Raw genomic sequence first — 14,329 nt, forward strand, 5'->3', positions numbered from 1 at the left:
AGCACCAATGGCCAGACTGACCGAGGATGCCAAGGGCGTCTATGTGATCGCCGTAACCCCCTTCACCGATGACGGCGCGCTCGATCTCGCCAGCATCGACAGCATGGTCGATTTCTATGAAGGCGCCGGCGTGACCGGCCTGACGGTGCTCGGCCAGCTTGGCGAGGCTCCGAAGCTGACCGCCGAAGAATCGCGAACCGTGGTCGAGCGCGTATTGAAGCGCCTCGACGGGCGGCTCCCGGTCGTTGTTGGCGTTTCGGCGCCAGGGCTTGCGCCGATGAGCGAGCTCGCCGAAGCCGTCATGCGTGAGGGTGCCGCCGGTGTCATGGTCGCGCCACCCTGGACCGTCAAGACCGACGATCAGGCTTTCGCCTTCTACCAGTCGGTCGGCGAGGCCCTGGGCGATACGCCCTTCGTGCTGCAGGATTATCCGCTCACCACCAATGTGACGATTGCGCCCAAGGTCATCGAGCGCATCGTCAACGAGGTGCCGAACTGCGTCATGCTCAAGCATGAGGATTGGCCGGGTCTTTCGAAAATCTCGGCACTTCGCGCCGCCAGCGAAAAGGGCGCCATGCGGCGTATCTCCATCCTCTGCGGCAATGGCGGGCTTTTCCTGCCCGAAGAAATGGGCCGCGGCGCCGATGGCGCCATGACCGGCTTTTGTTATCCCGAGATGATGGTTGGTGTCGTCGAGGCCTATGCCGCCGGAAATCCCGATCGCGCCCATGCGATCTTCGATGCCTATCTGCCGCTCGCCCGCTACGAACAGCAACAGGGCATCGGTCTTGCCTCGCGTAAATATGTGCTTGCCAAGCGCGGTGTGATCAAGTCCGCCACCCTGCGCAAGCCGGGCGCCAAGCTCTCGGCGCTTGATATTGCCGATGTCGAGCGGCTGCTGGCGCGCCAGGCCATCCGCCTCAAGGAGATCGGGGCGTAGCACACCGGCGCAAATCCGAAGCCGCTGGATCATCGCTATGGCGCTGCAGCGCGAGCAGATGCGTATATCCATCTCGTCCGTGGGGTTGAAACCCGAGCGACTCCCAGAACTTCGCTGCACCATCGTTCCCCGCATGAACGGTGACGACAGTGCAGAAGGAACGCGCATGATCGAGCAGAGCCAGGGCAAGAATCCGGCCGATGCCGCGCCCGCGCGTTGCAGGACGAACGTAGAAACGCCGCATCCGCAACACCCCGGACATGGCCGTTTCGACGGTCATGCTACCGATGCCGGCGAGCGCGTCGTCGACATAGGCTCCAAGCAGCCTTTCACCGTCACGCTGGAACCTGTTGTCGCCGGTCGACCATTCGTCGATAAGACGGGTGATATGGAGATAGCCTTCTTGCCGGGCCTCGCTTTCGAGATCTGCGATCTCCTGTGGCAATCGATCGCGGAGCCGGCGGATATTGATCGTCATGGCAATGCCGGTGGTTAGATGTTAGATTGCAGGAACCGGTATCTCGCGGCGCGTCGGCGCAGCCGGCAGGCCGACCGGCGCGAAACTCGCGTCACCATCTCTAGCCATGTCGTGCACGGTATGTTTCTCCAGCGCCTTGGTCACCTCATTGAGGTCGCCGTCCAGCTGTTCGGCCGGAATGAGATTGCCGATGACGAAATCGAAGCGGTCGCCGCGTTTGTTCAGCAGTTCGTGGAACACAGTCATGTCGCGAAGCTCCGTCGACCATTTCGCCAGCCAGTAGAACAGCCCCGAATTGCGCGCCGTAATATGGACGGGAAGGATCGGCAGATTGTATTTGCGCGCCAGCCCGACGGCCGAGGTCTTCCATGGCCGTTCGTTCAGACGGCCGTTCGCCCAATAGGCGATGCGGCCTGAGGGAAAGAGCACTGTCGCCTTGCCTTCCTTCACCGCATGGTTGGTCAGCTGCAGCGTTTCACGCGCCTTCAGCTTGCTCTTATGCTCCTCCCGCCATTCGACGGGAATGATCATCTCGGCAAAGCGCGGATTGACGCGGATGGCATCGCGATTGGCGAAGAACATCATGTCCGGCCGTCGCGTTTTCAAAAGATCGAACACGGCAACGCCGTCGGCGATGCCGGTCGGATGGTTGCTGACGAGGATGAAGCCGCCCGAGGCTGGAATGCGCTCGCCATTGGTGATGCCGATGTCGAGCCTCAGCACATCGCTCAGATATTCGAACGACTGGAAGCCCGGCATTTTGGCGACCGCATTGGCGAATTCGAGCGCCTTGTTGTAGCGCAGCAGCGTGTAGAGGAACGGCCGCATGAGCGGCCAGAGCGGATTTTTCACGATCCTCTGGCCGCGTTCGGCAATCAGCGTATCGACGATATGACCGGGCTTTCCCTGTGAAACGAGAGCGATCGCTTCCGCGATCTGTCCGAAAGCCGTCATGGAATCGCGCCGTGCCATGAAAGATCCTGTCTATGGGGTATAAGCTATCGCAATAGAATATGATCGAAGGATGACAAAGGCTTGGCCGGCATTATCAATTCCATAACTGTTCCTGCTCCAAATTGGCGGACTTGAAGGCAAAATCAAGGCCCGCAACGTGAACGAACTGCTTGTTATCGCCGATCAGCGCCTGATGGCGGAGCGTGCCGCATGGCTTGAAAACCTCGCCCACGAGCGCCGTCTTTCCGAGCACACGCTCGACGCTTACGAGCGCGACACCCGCCAGTTTCTCACCTTTATGACCGGCCATCTCGCCGGCCCGGTGACGCTTGGCGATATCAGGGAGTTGCGCTCCGCCGATTTCCGCGCCTTCCTGGCGGCCCGGCGCAAGCAGGGCTCCGGCGCCCGCTCGCTCGGCCGCAATCTCGCCGGTCTTCGCTCGCTGCTGCGCCATCTCGAAAAGAAGGGCTTGGTCAACGCCGCCGGTGCTGCCGCGGTGCGCTCGCCGAAACAGCCGAAATCGCTGCCCAAGCCGCTGTCGGACACCCAGGCGATCACCGTCGTCAGCGACGACGCCCAGCTCCATGACGAACCCTGGATTGCGGCGCGCGATGCGGCTGTCATGACGCTGCTCTACGGCTGTGGCCTGCGCATCTCCGAGGCGCTGGATCTTACTCCCACCGACCTGCAGAAGGGCGCGACGACGCTGCGCATCACCGGCAAGGGCAACAAGACGCGGCTGGTGCCGCTGCTCTCTGTGGTTTTCGATGCGGTCGAGAAATATCGCACGCTCTGCCCCTACCATCTCGAAAGCGGCGAACCGTTGTTTCGCGGCGCCCGCGGCGGCAAGCTGCAGGCGGCGATCATCCAACGCACCATGCAGAAGATGCGCAGCGCCTTCGGTCTGCCGGAGACGGCGACACCGCATGCACTGCGCCATTCCTTCGCCACCCACCTGCTTGCCGGCGGCGGCGATCTGCGCACCATCCAGGAGTTGCTCGGCCATGCCAGCCTTTCCACAACACAGGTCTATACCGGCGTCGATGCATCGCGGCTGCTCGAGGTGTATGATCGGGCGCATCCGCGAGCGTAGCGCATCGGCCCGAAAATCGGACCGATTTTCGGAAAAGCACGATGCGTAGATTGAAAGTGTTACAGCGTCCTTTGCGCGTCTGAAAGACGCGCAAAGGACGCTATAATGCATGTCGCCCAAAAGTGCGCAGCGGTTATGAAGCAACGACATGCATAAACGATAGGCTTAAAGCGCATCGCATGGATGCGATTGAATGTGAGGCGCTTTAAGCTCTCGTTAAGGCATTCTCTTAAAGGAATATGCGCAAGCCGGGCGTAGAGCATGAACGCACAAGGCATGTGATCGGAACACCCATCATGACGACATCAATCGGCCGCCGGACGTCTTACCTCGCAGTGCCGGCCAATCTGTTGCTCTGGCTGATCGCAGCCTTTCACATGCTGCTTCTTGCCGCCCTGTTTGGCGCCTTCCTGACGGCAAGGCCGGCAGCGGCCGAAGACGTCGCCTGCACCGGCCGCAATCTGATGGTCGAGCTGCGACAGAACGACCCTGCCCGCTACGCAGAGGCGCTGAAGGAAGCCGACGCCACGCCGAACGGCAAGGGTATCTTCTGGAAGATCGAGAAGCCGGGATTGGCACCGTCGTGGCTGCTCGGCAGCATGCATGTCACCGATCCGCGCGTGCTGGCCCTGCCGCCACGCGCCCAGGCAGCCCACGACGCCGCCGACACGATCATCATCGAATCCGACGAGATCCTCGATGAGCGGAAGGCGACCGCCGCCCTGCTCGCAAAGCCGGAACTGACGATGTTCACCGACGGCACGACGATCGACATGCTGCTTTCCCCCGAGGACTACAAACGTCTCGAAACCGGCCTCAAGCAGCGCGGTATCCCGATCAGCGCCGTTTCCCGGATGCGGCCCTGGATGATTTCGAGCGCCGTCGCCCTGCCGGCCTGCGAAATCGCCCGCAAGGCAAAAGGCGCGCAGTTCCTCGACCAGAAGATCGCCACCGATGCCATTGCCCAGGGCAAGCAGGTCAAGGGGCTGGAAACTCTTGCCGAGCAGATCCAGGCCATGGCCGATCTGCCGGTCGAATTCCATCTGAAATCGCTGATCGAGACGCTGGAACTCGGCGACAAGATGAGCGACGTCGTCGAGACGATGACCGACCTCTACCTCTCCGGTGATATCGGCATGACCATGCCGATGCTGAAAACCGTGACACCAGAGGAAGAAGGCGAAAACAGCGATTATGCCGCTTTCGAGCAGCGCGTCATCCTTGACCGCAACAAGGTGATGGCCGAGCGCGCAGCGCCCATCCTCGACAGCGGCAACGTCTTCATGGCCGTCGGCGCCCTGCACCTGCCCGGCAAGGACGGCGTCATCGAACTGCTGCGCCAGCAGGGCTTCACCGTGACAGCTGTAAATTAAGCATTCAGTGCCAAGATTGACGGATGGGACATGCTTGGCAAAATAGGCCTTGTGCACCGGATGGGCGGCGTGAAAACGAGCTCTGGTTCGGGAAGCGAATTAATTTCGCCGGAGATGGAAACTATAAATCGGCCCAGCTTTTTGCCGCCACCGCGGAAACACAAATTGAAAGCTATTCGCAGTTTACGAACGGTCGCGATTCTTGCCGCTTCCAGCATCCCATGCATCGCCACCGCCACTCAGAGTAATCGACTTCCGCTGGGGAGATATTGCGGGGAGCTCCTGTCGAACGGCATCATGGCAGAGGCGCAGACAACGTTCGGTCCGAGTGTCACAGACGGCAAGATAAGCGGAAGCTACGTATTCTTCGAGGAAGGGCAGACTGTCACGGGCTTGCTGGCTGAGCCGAGCGACGACGGTGATGGAAGTGACTTAACGCGCAATCTCGTTTGGCAGGACAGGTATGGCCACGGGAATCTGGTTATAACCTTCACATCGGATTTCTCCGAATTCCAAGGATACTGGAGTGACGGAGGGAAGGCGTCTTTTCCATGGAACGGGATGCGTTGCGAACCAACGATAAGCTAAATTAAACTCCCAATTGTGCCACCTCATCGATTAACGGGGCAAGGCGCATGTGATCGCTTATGCCGAAGGTCAGCCGAGCGTCATGCGGCGCAGAACATTGCTTTTCCAATAGAACTGATGGACGAGGGCGCCGGCGATATGCGCCGCGATCAGCGCCCAGAGAATGATCTTCAGGACATCCGCGTGGAACGAACCGGCGGGATCGATACCGAAATAGTAGGCGGCGATGCCCGAAAGCGGCATCGCGAAGATCAGGATGTAGAGGCCGGCATGGGCAAGCCTCGCTGCAAGGCGGAAGATCGCCGGCTCCTGCACGACCTCGTCCGGAACGCCCTTGGTAAAACGCAGCCCGAGCCTGAGGACGGCAAGCAGCAGGATGGCGATGCCGACATAGGCATGGATATTCGCCGACGAAATCTGCTCCGGCGTCGGTACCTGGCCTCTGCGCATCAGCCGATGCCAGATATTCATGCCGTCGGGAAACAGCAGATTGAAGAAGATCAGCAGCGCCACGGCCCAGTGAAGAAAACGCTGGCTCAGGCTGTAAGTCACGATGGACGGCTGCTGCATTTCTGGACCTTCGCGGATGCTGAACTCAACGATACGCAACAACTAAACAACCGCTTGCCTTCCGGCAAGCGGCTGTATGCTTTGTTACGAATATGTAAGATTACATATGGATCGGCTTGAAGAAGGTTGCGAGCGCAGCCTCTTTCACCGCTTCCGACATTGTGGGATGCGCGTGGCAGGTACGGCCGAGATCTTCCGAAGAACCGCCGAACTCCATCAGTACGGCGATCTCGTGGATCATCTCGCCGGCGCCGAAGCCGACGATATGGCCGCCGAGCACCCGGTCGGTTTCCTTGTCGGCAAGGATCTTGACGAAGCCGTCCGTTGCCAGCATCGCGCGAGCGCGGCCGTTCGCCGTGAATGGGAACTTGCCGACCTTGTAGGCGACGCCTGCCGCCTTCAGCTCTTCCTCGGTCTTGCCGACGGAAGCGATTTCCGGCTGGGTATAGACGACGCTCGGAATGACCTCGTAGTTCACATGGCCGTGCTGTCCGGCGAGGATTTCGGCAAGCGCCACGCCCTCGTCTTCCGCCTTGTGCGCCAGCATCGGACCCTTGACCACATCGCCGATCGCATAGATGCCGGCGATATTGGTCTTGAAGTGACCGTCGATCTCGACACGGCCGCGATTGTCGAGCGTAACACCGGCCTCTTCGAGGCCGAGGCCGGCCGTATATGGCTTGCGTCCGGTGGCAATCAGCACGACTTCGGCGTCGAGCGTCACCTTGTCGCCGCCCTTGACGGGCTCGAAAGTGACCTTGGCGCCCTTGTCGCCCTTTTCGACGCCTGTGACCTTGGCGCTGAGATTGAAATCGATGCCCTGCTTGGCAAGCATACGCTGGAATTGCTTGGAGACTTCGCCGTCCATGCCGCCAAGGATGGTGTCGAGATATTCGACGACGGTGACCTTGGCGCCGAGGCGCGACCAGACGGAACCGAGTTCGAGGCCGATGACGCCACCGCCGACGACGATCAGCGTTTCCGGCACCTTCTCCAGTGCGATGCCGCCGGTGGAGGAGATGATGGTCTTTTCGTCGATCTCGACCTGCACGCCGGGAATGCCGGCGACGTCGGAGCCGGTGGCGATGACGATGTTCTTGCCTTCGATCTCCTGCACCTTGCCGTCATCTGCGGTGACGGAAACCTTGCCGGCCGAGACGATCTTGCCGGTGCCCTGGAAGGTATCGATCTTGTTCTTCTTGAAGAGGAAGGCGACGCCGTCGACATTCGACTTCACCGTCGCATCCTTGTGGGCCATCATATTGCCGAGATTGAGCGTCGGCGCCGGCACGTCGATACCGAGCGCGCTCATCCCGTGGCCGGCCTGATGGAACATTTCGGAGGCATGCAGCAGCGCCTTCGATGGAATGCAGCCGACGTTCAGGCAGGTGCCGCCATAGGTCGCCCGCTTTTCGACGACGGCGACCTTGAGGCCAAGCTGGGCCGCCTTGACGGCGCACACATAGCCGCCCGGACCAGTTCCGATAATGATCACATCGTAGGACATTGCTTCTTTCCCTTTGGATTTCGTTTAATCGGCCGCGCGCAAGATCAGGCCGAGGAATTCGAGAATATATTGCAGGTTGTTTTTCCCAGTCGTTCTAGCGGCCGCCGCTCACATTGAGGATCGCGCCGGTTATATAGGAGGCCGAAGGTGACAGAAGATAGAGGATCGCATCCGCCACCTCCTCGGGCGTGCCCGCGCGCTGCATCGGGATCGACGGCGCCAGTTCCCGCGGCCGATCCGGCAGGCCGCCGGAGGCATGAAGGTCGGTTTCGATGACGCCGGGCCTTATCGCATTCACGCGGATACCCTCGGCTGCGACCTCGCGCGCCAGCCCGACGGTGAAGGTGTCGATCGCCGCCTTCGAGGCGGCATAATCGACATACTGCGTCGCCGAACCGAGGACCGCCGCCATCGACGAGATGTTGACGATCGCTCCTCCCTGCCCGCCATGCCGGCTCGACATGCGGCGTATGGCCTCTGCGGCGCAGAGTATCGAGCCTGTCACATTGACGCGTAGCATGCGCTCGATCCGCTCCGCCGACATCTCGTCGATGCGCTGGGGATAATCGACGATGCCGGCATTGTTGACGAGCCCGTCGAGCCGGCCGAAATGCCGGTCGACTGCCGTAAACATCGAGACGATATCCGCAGCCTTGCCGACATCGCCCTGGATCGCCACGGCCTCGCCGCCATCCTCGACAATCGCAGCCACGACGGCATCCGCAGCTTGACGGTTGGCGGCGTAGTTCACCGCGACACGCCAGCCCTGGCGCGCGGCAAGCCGTGAAGCCGCAGCGCCGATACCCCGGCTTCCGCCGGTAATGAGAACAACAGGTGTATCGCTCATGTCGCACACTCCTTAAATGTCAGCACATCCCAGGGTGCCACCACGGCCTTGCCCTCGCCCCAGGCGCTGGATTCGCGGATGGCGGGACCAAGGCCGGGAAGCACGAGCTTTTCAGCCGCCTCAGCGCCTTCGGGCTGCAGATTGTCCATCTCACCCTCGGCATCCATGCCATAAACGGCGCCCTGCCAGACCGTGCAGGCATTGAGATCGGCGCCGGTCGCATCACCCTCGGGGCAGTTGAACATCAGGATGCCGATGGCGCGCACCGGATCTTCCGACGGCATGACATAACCTTCCATCACGACTGACGTCTTCAGCGCGCTGACCTTGAACTGGTTGCTGGCGGCGGCCGATGGAGAATTCAGCGGTGCAAAGCGCAATTCATAGGCACCATCGCGATCGACGTAGACGGCCTGCTCCTGCTTGCATGCGGCACCTAAGGTGGAGGCCGGAACGACGAAAAACGCCGCGGTTGCGATTGCAGCCACGCCTGTCCGTCTTGCCGTGATCCCGATCCTTCCGCTCATTGCAGCTTCGGCTCCTTCCGCCCGTCGGCGTTCTCGACAACGCTGAAATCCGTCAGCAGCACCAGCGCGCGGCCATCCCTGTCGAGCCCCCAGAAGGCTGGATAGAAACCGTCGCCCCAGCCGCTCCAGAACACCGCGACATTGCCTCGTCTGCCGGCGACCGGCCGGTGCAGCGCATAAGTGCCCTTGTTGGCCTCAAGGTCCGACGCCAGCACGTCGTCGTAGTAGTTGACGTCGGAATCCGTTTTCTGCGCCTGCACCTGCTCTTCCCGCTCCCCGATCAAATCAAGCGTATCGGCATCCATGTAGCAGCCGAGGCCGGCATCGACAGGATAGCCGAAGATCTCGCCGTCCTTCAGCGTCGCCGGATCCTGCCCCGGCAGGACCGCAAGCTCCCAACGATCCGGCTTGCCCTCGGCAAACCGCATGCTGGCAGCGGCGACGCGTCCGAAGGCCTGGTAGAGCGTTACCGGATACTCGCCCGGCGGAACCGTTCTTGCGAGTGCCGGACGATCGGGCTGGGCGAGCGGATCGGCCGCAACGATGCGCCCTGATATCAACTCGACATTGCCCATATGGATCACGCCGATCGACCGGCCGGAGAGTTCGGCGTCACTGAGAGCCACCAGGTCGAAATTGCTGCTTGCCTTACCGATATCCCAGCCGGCAGCCAATGCGGAGACCGGAATATGCGCGGCGGCAGCGCAAAGAAGAAGGCGCGCCGCTCGCATGATCCCGTTCCGCATCGAAAGCGCTCCCTTAGAGATCGAGAACCAGACGTTCCGGATCTTCCAGGCTTTCCTTGACGCGCACGAGGAAGGTGACCGCTTCCTTGCCGTCGACGATGCGGTGATCGTAGGACAGCGCCAGATACATCATCGGACGGATGACAACCTGGCCGCCGATCGCAACCGGCCGCTCCTGGATCTTGTGCATGCCGAGAATACCGGACTGCGGCGCGTTGAGGATCGGCGAAGACATCAGCGAACCGTAGACGCCGCCATTGGTGATGGTGAAGGTGCCGCCCTGCATGTCGGCCATGGAGAGCGAGCCATCACGAGCTGCCTTGGCAAGACGGCCGAGTTCCTTCTCGATTTCGGCGATCGACATCTGGTCGGCATCGCGGATGACGGGAACGACGAGGCCTTTGTCCGTACCGACGGCCATGCCGACATGGCAGTAGTTCTTGTAGATGACGTCGGTGCCGTCGATTTCGGCATTGACGGCCGGCAGTTCCTTCAGCGCATGAGTCACCGCCTTGGTGAAGAAGCCCATGAAGCCGAGCTTGACGCCGTGCTTCTTCTCGAAAATGTCCTTGTACTTGTTGCGCAGATCCATGACCGCCTTCATGTCCACCTCGTTGTAGGTGGTCAGCATGGCGGCGGTATTCTGCGCGTCCTTGAGGCGCTTGGCGATCGTCTGGCGCAGGCGCGTCATCTTCACGCGCTCTTCGCGCGAGGCATCCTCGACCGTCGACGGGCCGCGCGCGGCGGCAGGCGTTGCCGCGGGTGCGGCGGCCGGAGCGGAAATGCCCTTGGCGACGGCGGCGATGACATCGCCCTTCAGCACCTGGCCGCGCTTGCCGCTACCGTCGACCTGATCGGCGGAAAGGTTGTTTTCGGCAAGCATCTTCGAAGCCGCCGGTGCCGGCGGCATGGTGGAGACGGAGGCGCTCGAGGACGATGCAGCAGCAGCGGCAACCGCCGGCTGGGCCGGAGCGGCAGCGGCCGGTTGGGCCGGAGCCGGAGCAGCAGGCGCGGCGGCCGGTGCAGCGGCAGCCGGCGCGGCGGCAGCGGCAGCACCTTCGGCAATCTGGCCGAGCAGCGCGCCGAGGCCGACGGTCTCGCCGGCGGCAACGACGATTTCTGAAAGCGTGCCGGAGGCGGGTGCCGGAACTTCGATGGTCACCTTGTCGGTTTCAAGCTCGAGAATCGGCTCGTCGGCCTTGATGGCGTCGCCGACCTTCTTGAACCAGGTGCCGACGGTTGCCTCGCTGACGGATTCACCGAGAGTTGGAACGCGGATTTCTGTGGCCATTGTTCAGATCCTGATTTCGTGTGTTTTCGTTTATACGTTTCAGACCGCGGGCGGCCGCGAGATGATCGAGGGCATCGGCAGGATATCGAAGCGGAAACCGAAACCGGAAGCGATGATCGGATCGCCGTCGGCAAGAAGCTGCGCCGCCGCCTGATCCTCGACCTCGACGATCGCCATGCCCCAGGCGCCTTCACCCTCGAAGACGGGGCCGACGATGATCGCCGATCCCGCAAGGGCGTTCCGATGCCAGTATTCGGCATGGCGTTTCATCGCCGCCATTTCCTCCCCGGTCCCGTCATGCGGGAAAGTGGGGCGCGGCGGCTGCAGTCTCAGAAAGAAATAAGCCATTGCGCCCCCCCCTGTTTTAACCGCCCAATGCATCCTCGAGGAATGCGGCGAGCTGCGACAGATGCTTGGACATCAGGCCCGTCGCCGGCGAGGCGGCGGCCGGACGGCCGGTATAGCGGACGCGCTGGTACTTCGCGTCGATATGGGCGAGCACCCATTCGAGGAAGGGGTCGATGAACGACCATGCGCCCATATTCTTCGGCTCTTCCTGGCACCAGACCATCTCGGCGTTGCGGAAGCGCGACAGTTCGTTGATCAGCGCCTTTGCCGGAAACGGGTAAAGCTGCTCGACACGCAAGAGATAGATGTCGTCGATGCCGCGCTTTTCACGCTCTTCGAGAAGATCGTAATAGACCTTGCCGGAGCACATGACGACGCGGCGGATTTTGTTGTCCTTCTGCAGCTTGATCGGGCCGTCCTTGATCACCTCGGCATCGTCCCAGAGCAGACGATGGAAGGCGGATTCGCCGGCCATTTCGGCAAGCGTCGAGACCGCCCGCTTGTGGCGGAGCAGCGACTTCGGCGTCATCAGGACCAACGGCTTGCGGAAGTCGCGCTTCAGCTGCCGGCGCAGGATGTGGAAATAATTTGCCGGCGTCGTGACGTTGGCGACCTGCATGTTGTCTTCGGCGCAAAGCTGCAGGAAACGCTCGAGGCGGGCCGAGGAGTGTTCCGGACCCTGGCCCTCATAGCCGTGCGGCAGCAGGCAGACGAGGCCCGACATGCGCAGCCACTTGCGTTCGCCCGACGAGATGAACTGGTCGAAAACCACCTGCGCGCCGTTGGCGAAATCGCCGAACTGGGCTTCCCAGAGCGTCAGCGCATTCGGGCGGGCGAGTGAGTAGCCATATTCGAAACCGAGCACGGCCTCTTCCGAAAGCATCGAATTGATGACTTCGTAGCGCCCCTGCGTCGGCGAAAGATTGGCGAGCGGGATGTAGCGCTCTTCGGTTTCCTGATCGTAGAGAACCGAGTGGCGCTGCGAGAAGGTGCCGCGCTCGCAATCCTGGCCGGAAAGGCGGATCTTGCTGCCTTCGACGCAGAGCGCGCCGAAGGAGAGCGCTTCGGCCATCGCCCAGTCGATACCCTCGCCGGTGGCGATCATGTTGGCGCGGTTTTCCATGAAGCGCTGGATCGTCCGATGCGCATTGAAGCCTGCCGGGATCTCAGACAGCTTGCGGCCGATCTCCTTCAGCGTCTTCATCGGCACGGCGGTCTTGCCGCGGCGCTGCTCGTCGGCATTGTCGGCCGTGCGCAGGCCCGACCACTCACCATCAAGCCAGTCGGCCTTGTTCGGCTTGTAATGCTGGCCGGCTTCGAACTCCTGCTCGAGATGGGCGCGCCAGTCGGCCTTCATCTTCTCGACTTCACCGTCGGTGAGCAGGCCCTCGGCGACGAGACGGGCCGCATAGAGCTGCAGCACGGTCTTGTGCGCGCGGATCACCTTGTACATCTTCGGCTGCGTGAAGGACGGTTCGTCGCCTTCATTGTGGCCGTAGCGGCGATAGCAGAACAGGTCGAGCACAACAGGCTTGTGGAACTTCATGCGGAATTCGGTGGCGATCTTCGCCCCATAAACCACCGCTTCCGGATCGTCGCCGTTGACGTGCAGGATCGGCGCCTCGATCATCTTGGCGACGTCGGACGGATAAGGCGACGAGCGCGAGAAGGCCGGGTTGGTCGTGAAGCCGATCTGGTTGTTGATGATCACATGCATGGTGCCGGCGACGCGGTGACCGCGCAGACCGGACAGGCCGAGGATTTCGGCAATGACACCCTGGCCGGCAAAGGCCGCGTCGCCATGGATCAGCAGCGGCAGAACCTTGGCGCGTTCGGAAAGCGGGATGATGTCGCCGTCCCAGACGGTGGCGTTCATATCCTGCTTGGCGCGGGCCTTGCCCATGACGACGGGATCGACGATTTCGAGATGCGACGGGTTCGCCGTCAACGAAACGTGGATCTTGTTGCCGTCGAATTCGCGGTCGGAGGAGGCGCCGAGATGGTACTTGACGTCACCCGAGCCCTCGACCTCGTCGGGAGCGGCCGAGCCGCCCTTGAACTCATGGAAGATCGCCCGGTGCGGCTTGCCCATGACCTGGGAGAGCACGTTCAGGCGGCCGCGATGGGCCATGCCGAACACGGCTTCCTTCAGGCCGAGATGGCCGCCACGCTTGAGGATCTGTTCCAGCGCCGGGATCAGCGATTCGCCGCCGTCGAGACCGAAACGCTTCGTGCCCTTGAACTTGACGTCGAGGAACTGTTCGTAGCCTTCGGCTTCGACGAGCTTGGCAAGGATCGCCTTCTTGCCTTCCGGCGTGAAGGCCACACCCTTGTCCGGTCCTTCGATACGCTCCTGGATCCAGGCCTTCTCTTCAGGATTGGAGATATGCATGAATTCGACGCCGAGCGTCGAGCAATAGGTGCGCTCGAGGATTTCGATCATTTCGCGGATGGTCGCGTATTCGAGGCCGAGCACGTTGTCGATGAAGATCTTGCGATCATAATCGGCGGCCGTGAAACCGTAATTCTCCGCTGACAGCTCGTGATAGTCGTCGACGGGAGCGGCGATGCCGAGCGGGTCGAGCTTGGCATGCAGGTGGCCGCGCATGCGGTAGGCGCGGATCATCATGATGGCGCGCACGGAATCGCGCGTCGCCTGCAGCACCTCGGTGCTGTCGGCAGGCTTGCCCTGAGCTTCGGCCTTGGCTTTGACCTTGGTCTCGATCACTTTCTCGACGATGCCCCAGTCGCCATCGAGAGCCGACACCAGATCGCCGCTTGCCTGAAGCGGCCAGTTCTTCTTGCGCCAGGAAGCACCCTTGGCCGCCCTCTTCACATCGCTGGGATCCTCCTCCAGCGCCTTGAAGAAGGACCGCCACTGATCGTCGACCGATGCCGGGTCCTCTTCATACCGCGCGTAGAGCTGCTCGATATAGGCAGCGTTAGCGCCATCCAGAAACGAGGTGATCTGAAACTGCTCGTTGGCTTCTTGCCGTGCCATGGTGTTATGCGGACGCTTCCGTCCGCCTCCTGACTTTGATGAATTTGCCGGCTTGATGGCCGGCTG

14 protein-coding genes are annotated in these 14,329 nt (G+C 61.7%); 4 read left to right on the forward strand and 10 right to left on the reverse strand.

Annotated elements, in window-relative coordinates; all coding sequences use genetic code 11:
• The first annotated feature begins 7 nt into the window (after window positions 1-7).
• Complete coding sequence (locus RLCC275e_RS20150) at window positions 8-940, forward strand: dihydrodipicolinate synthase family protein (RefSeq protein ID WP_033179402.1); 933 nt, start codon at window positions 8-10, stop codon at window positions 938-940.
• Here RLCC275e_RS20150 and RLCC275e_RS20155 read toward each other — a convergent pair.
• Window positions 921-1,418 (reverse strand): GNAT family N-acetyltransferase, encoded by a 498-nt coding sequence (locus RLCC275e_RS20155; RefSeq protein ID WP_082229702.1) that lies wholly within the window; start codon window positions 1,416-1,418, stop codon window positions 921-923. The two genes, RLCC275e_RS20150 and RLCC275e_RS20155, sit on opposite strands and share 20 nt — an antisense overlap.
• Before the next feature lie 21 nt (window positions 1,419-1,439).
• The gene (locus RLCC275e_RS20160; protein WP_033179404.1) at window positions 1,440-2,390 is read right to left on the reverse strand and encodes a GNAT family N-acetyltransferase; all 951 of its coding nucleotides are present in this window, start codon (window positions 2,388-2,390) and stop codon (window positions 1,440-1,442) included.
• A gap of 139 nt (window positions 2,391-2,529) precedes the next feature.
• Here RLCC275e_RS20160 and RLCC275e_RS20165 point away from each other — a divergent pair, with 139 nt between their 5' ends.
• The 3 genes from RLCC275e_RS20165 to RLCC275e_RS20175 all read left to right on the forward strand — a co-directional run bounded on the left by RLCC275e_RS20165 (window position 2,530) and on the right by RLCC275e_RS20175 (window position 5,426).
• Window positions 2,530-3,465, forward strand: coding sequence for a tyrosine recombinase XerC (locus tag RLCC275e_RS20165; protein WP_033179405.1), 936 nt, complete (start codon window positions 2,530-2,532; stop codon window positions 3,463-3,465).
• 296 nt (window positions 3,466-3,761) lie between these two features.
• Window positions 3,762-4,838, forward strand: coding sequence for a TraB/GumN family protein (locus tag RLCC275e_RS20170; protein ID WP_033179406.1), 1,077 nt, complete (start codon window positions 3,762-3,764; stop codon window positions 4,836-4,838).
• A 30-nt stretch (window positions 4,839-4,868) separates the two neighbouring features.
• A complete protein-coding gene (locus tag RLCC275e_RS20175; protein ID WP_033179407.1) occupies window positions 4,869-5,426 on the forward strand; it encodes a hypothetical protein in 558 nt (185 codons plus the stop codon).
• 69 nt (window positions 5,427-5,495) lie between these two features.
• Here the strand turns inward: RLCC275e_RS20175 and RLCC275e_RS20180 are convergent, their stop codons facing one another.
• From RLCC275e_RS20180 to RLCC275e_RS20215, 8 genes are all read right to left on the reverse strand, one after another.
• Window positions 5,496-5,996: a cytochrome b gene (locus tag RLCC275e_RS20180; RefSeq protein WP_033179423.1), complete on the reverse strand. Its 501-nt coding sequence runs from the start codon at window positions 5,994-5,996 to the stop codon at window positions 5,496-5,498.
• Between the two features lie 100 nt (window positions 5,997-6,096).
• Window positions 6,097-7,503: a dihydrolipoyl dehydrogenase gene (gene lpdA, locus RLCC275e_RS20185; RefSeq protein ID WP_033179408.1), complete on the reverse strand. Its 1,407-nt coding sequence runs from the start codon at window positions 7,501-7,503 to the stop codon at window positions 6,097-6,099.
• Window positions 7,504-7,597: 94 nt separating this feature from the next.
• Window positions 7,598-8,350 (reverse strand): SDR family oxidoreductase, encoded by a 753-nt coding sequence (locus RLCC275e_RS20190; protein ID WP_033179409.1) that lies wholly within the window; start codon window positions 8,348-8,350, stop codon window positions 7,598-7,600.
• Window positions 8,347-8,877, reverse strand: a complete 531-nt coding sequence (locus RLCC275e_RS20195) for a hypothetical protein (protein WP_033179410.1) — start codon at window positions 8,875-8,877, stop codon at window positions 8,347-8,349. The genes RLCC275e_RS20190 and RLCC275e_RS20195 overlap by 4 nt, the downstream gene beginning before the upstream one ends.
• Window positions 8,874-9,623, reverse strand: a complete 750-nt coding sequence (locus RLCC275e_RS20200; RefSeq protein WP_033179411.1) for a DUF4241 domain-containing protein — start codon at window positions 9,621-9,623, stop codon at window positions 8,874-8,876. Before RLCC275e_RS20200 ends, RLCC275e_RS20195 begins: the two co-directional genes overlap by 4 nt.
• Before the next feature lie 13 nt (window positions 9,624-9,636).
• Entirely contained in the window at window positions 9,637-10,914 is a 1,278-nt protein-coding gene (odhB, locus tag RLCC275e_RS20205; protein ID WP_130673212.1) for a 2-oxoglutarate dehydrogenase complex dihydrolipoyllysine-residue succinyltransferase, read from the reverse strand.
• A 39-nt stretch (window positions 10,915-10,953) separates the two neighbouring features.
• Window positions 10,954-11,262 (reverse strand): YciI family protein, encoded by a 309-nt coding sequence (locus tag RLCC275e_RS20210; protein ID WP_033181816.1) that lies wholly within the window; start codon window positions 11,260-11,262, stop codon window positions 10,954-10,956.
• A gap of 16 nt (window positions 11,263-11,278) precedes the next feature.
• A complete protein-coding gene (locus tag RLCC275e_RS20215; RefSeq protein WP_026157494.1) occupies window positions 11,279-14,263 on the reverse strand; it encodes a 2-oxoglutarate dehydrogenase E1 component in 2,985 nt (994 codons plus the stop codon).
• Window positions 14,264-14,329 lie beyond the last annotated feature (66 nt).

It is taken from the genome of Rhizobium brockwellii, from assembly GCF_000769405.2.
Classification (GTDB): domain Bacteria; phylum Pseudomonadota; class Alphaproteobacteria; order Rhizobiales; family Rhizobiaceae; genus Rhizobium; species Rhizobium brockwellii.

What these genes read in the sequence shown, in the direction of transcription:
- RLCC275e_RS20150 (WP_033179402.1), top strand. Translation starts at nt 8, where the DNA reads ATGGCCAGACTGACCGAGGATGCCAAGGGCGTCTATGTGATCGCCGTA.
- RLCC275e_RS20155 (WP_082229702.1), bottom strand. Translation starts at nt 1,418, where the DNA reads ATGACGATCAATATCCGCCGGCTCCGCGATCGATTGCCACAGGAGATC.
- RLCC275e_RS20160 (WP_033179404.1), bottom strand. Translation starts at nt 2,390, where the DNA reads ATGGCACGGCGCGATTCCATGACGGCTTTCGGACAGATCGCGGAAGCG.
- RLCC275e_RS20170 (WP_033179406.1), top strand. Translation starts at nt 3,762, where the DNA reads ATGACGACATCAATCGGCCGCCGGACGTCTTACCTCGCAGTGCCGGCC.
- RLCC275e_RS20175 (WP_033179407.1), top strand. Translation starts at nt 4,869, where the DNA reads ATGCTTGGCAAAATAGGCCTTGTGCACCGGATGGGCGGCGTGAAAACG.
- RLCC275e_RS20180 (WP_033179423.1), bottom strand. Translation starts at nt 5,996, where the DNA reads ATGCAGCAGCCGTCCATCGTGACTTACAGCCTGAGCCAGCGTTTTCTT.
- lpdA (WP_033179408.1), bottom strand. Translation starts at nt 7,503, where the DNA reads ATGTCCTACGATGTGATCATTATCGGAACTGGTCCGGGCGGCTATGTG.
- RLCC275e_RS20190 (WP_033179409.1), bottom strand. Translation starts at nt 8,350, where the DNA reads ATGAGCGATACACCTGTTGTTCTCATTACCGGCGGAAGCCGGGGTATC.
- RLCC275e_RS20195 (WP_033179410.1), bottom strand. Translation starts at nt 8,877, where the DNA reads ATGAGCGGAAGGATCGGGATCACGGCAAGACGGACAGGCGTGGCTGCA.
- RLCC275e_RS20200 (WP_033179411.1), bottom strand. Translation starts at nt 9,623, where the DNA reads ATGCGGAACGGGATCATGCGAGCGGCGCGCCTTCTTCTTTGCGCTGCC.
- odhB (WP_130673212.1), bottom strand. Translation starts at nt 10,914, where the DNA reads ATGGCCACAGAAATCCGCGTTCCAACTCTCGGTGAATCCGTCAGCGAG.
- RLCC275e_RS20210 (WP_033181816.1), bottom strand. Translation starts at nt 11,262, where the DNA reads ATGGCTTATTTCTTTCTGAGACTGCAGCCGCCGCGCCCCACTTTCCCG.
- RLCC275e_RS20215 (WP_026157494.1), bottom strand. Translation starts at nt 14,263, where the DNA reads ATGGCACGGCAAGAAGCCAACGAGCAGTTTCAGATCACCTCGTTTCTG.